Consider the following 1,239-nt stretch of genomic DNA (forward strand, 5'->3'; position numbering starts at 1 on the left):
TCCCCACCCTTCTCGTCAAGATCTTCGGGAAGGACCGCCCCGGGATCACCGCCGGGCTCTTCGACACCCTTGCCGCGTTCGCCGTCGATGTCGTGGACATCGAGCAGGTCGTCACCCGCGGCCGCATCGTCCTGTGCGCGCTCGTCACCGAGCCCGCCGCGGGCGCGGAGGGTGAACTGCGGGCCACCGTGCACAGCTGGGCCGAGTCCCTGAAGCTCCAGGCCGAGATCATCTCGGGTACCGGTGACAACCGGCCCCGCGGCCACGGGCGCTCCCACGTGACGGTGCTGGGCCACCCGCTGACCGCGGAGAACACCGCGGCCATAGCGTCCACGATCACCAAGGCGGGCGCCAACATCGACCGCATCTTCCGGCTGGCGAAGTACCCGGTCACCGCGGTGGAGTTCGCGGTGTCCGGCGTCGAGACCGAGCCGCTGCGGACCGCCCTGGCCACCGAGGCGCACGAGATCGGCGTGGACGTGGCCGTGGTGGCCGCCGGCCTGCACCGGCGGGCGCAGCGGCTGGTCGTCATGGACGTCGACTCCACGCTCATCCAGGACGAGGTCATCGAGCTGTTCGCGGCGCACGCGGGCTGCGAGGACAAGGTCGCGGAGGTCACCGCGGCGGCGATGCGCGGCGAGCTGGACTTCGAGCAGTCCCTGCACGCCCGCGTGCAGCTGCTGGCGGGGCTCGACGCGTCGGTGGTCGACAAGGTGCGCGAGGAGGTGCGGCTGACGCCCGGCGCCCGCACCCTCATCCGTACGCTCAAGCGGCTCGGCTACCAGGTGGGCGTGGTGTCCGGCGGGTTCACCCAGGTCACGGACGACCTGAAGGTGCGGCTCGGGCTCGACTTCGCCTCGGCGAACACCCTGGAGATCGTCGACGGCAAGCTGACGGGGCGGGTCACCGGCGAGATCGTGGACCGGGCGGGCAAGGCCCGGCTGCTGCGCCGGTTCGCTGCGGAGGCGGGCGTGCCGCTCGCCCAGACGGTCGCGATCGGCGACGGCGCCAACGACCTGGACATGCTGAACACCGCCGGGCTGGGAGTCGCCTTCAACGCGAAGCCCGTGGTCCGGCAGGCGGTGCACACCGCCGTGAACGTGCCGTTCCTCGACACGGTGCTCTATCTGCTCGGCGTCACGCGCGAGGAGGTCGAGGCGGCGGACACCGAGGCCGACTGACCTCGCGGCGGCCGCCGTGCGCGGCGGGGCCCCGGCACCCTCCCCTCAGGGGACGGGT

The 1,239-nt window shown here is 72.5% G+C and carries 1 protein-coding gene; it reads left to right on the top strand.

What is annotated here, in order from left to right; genetic code table 11:
• Window positions 1-1,181 (top strand): phosphoserine phosphatase SerB (gene serB, locus BJP40_RS17840; RefSeq protein ID WP_071281224.1); only part of this gene is annotated, 1,181 nt, incomplete at its 5' end.
• Between the last annotated feature and the right edge of the window lie 58 nt (window positions 1,182-1,239).

The sequence above is a fragment of the Streptomyces sp. CC53 genome, from assembly GCF_001865245.1.
GTDB lineage: Bacteria > Actinomycetota > Actinomycetes > Streptomycetales > Streptomycetaceae > Streptomyces.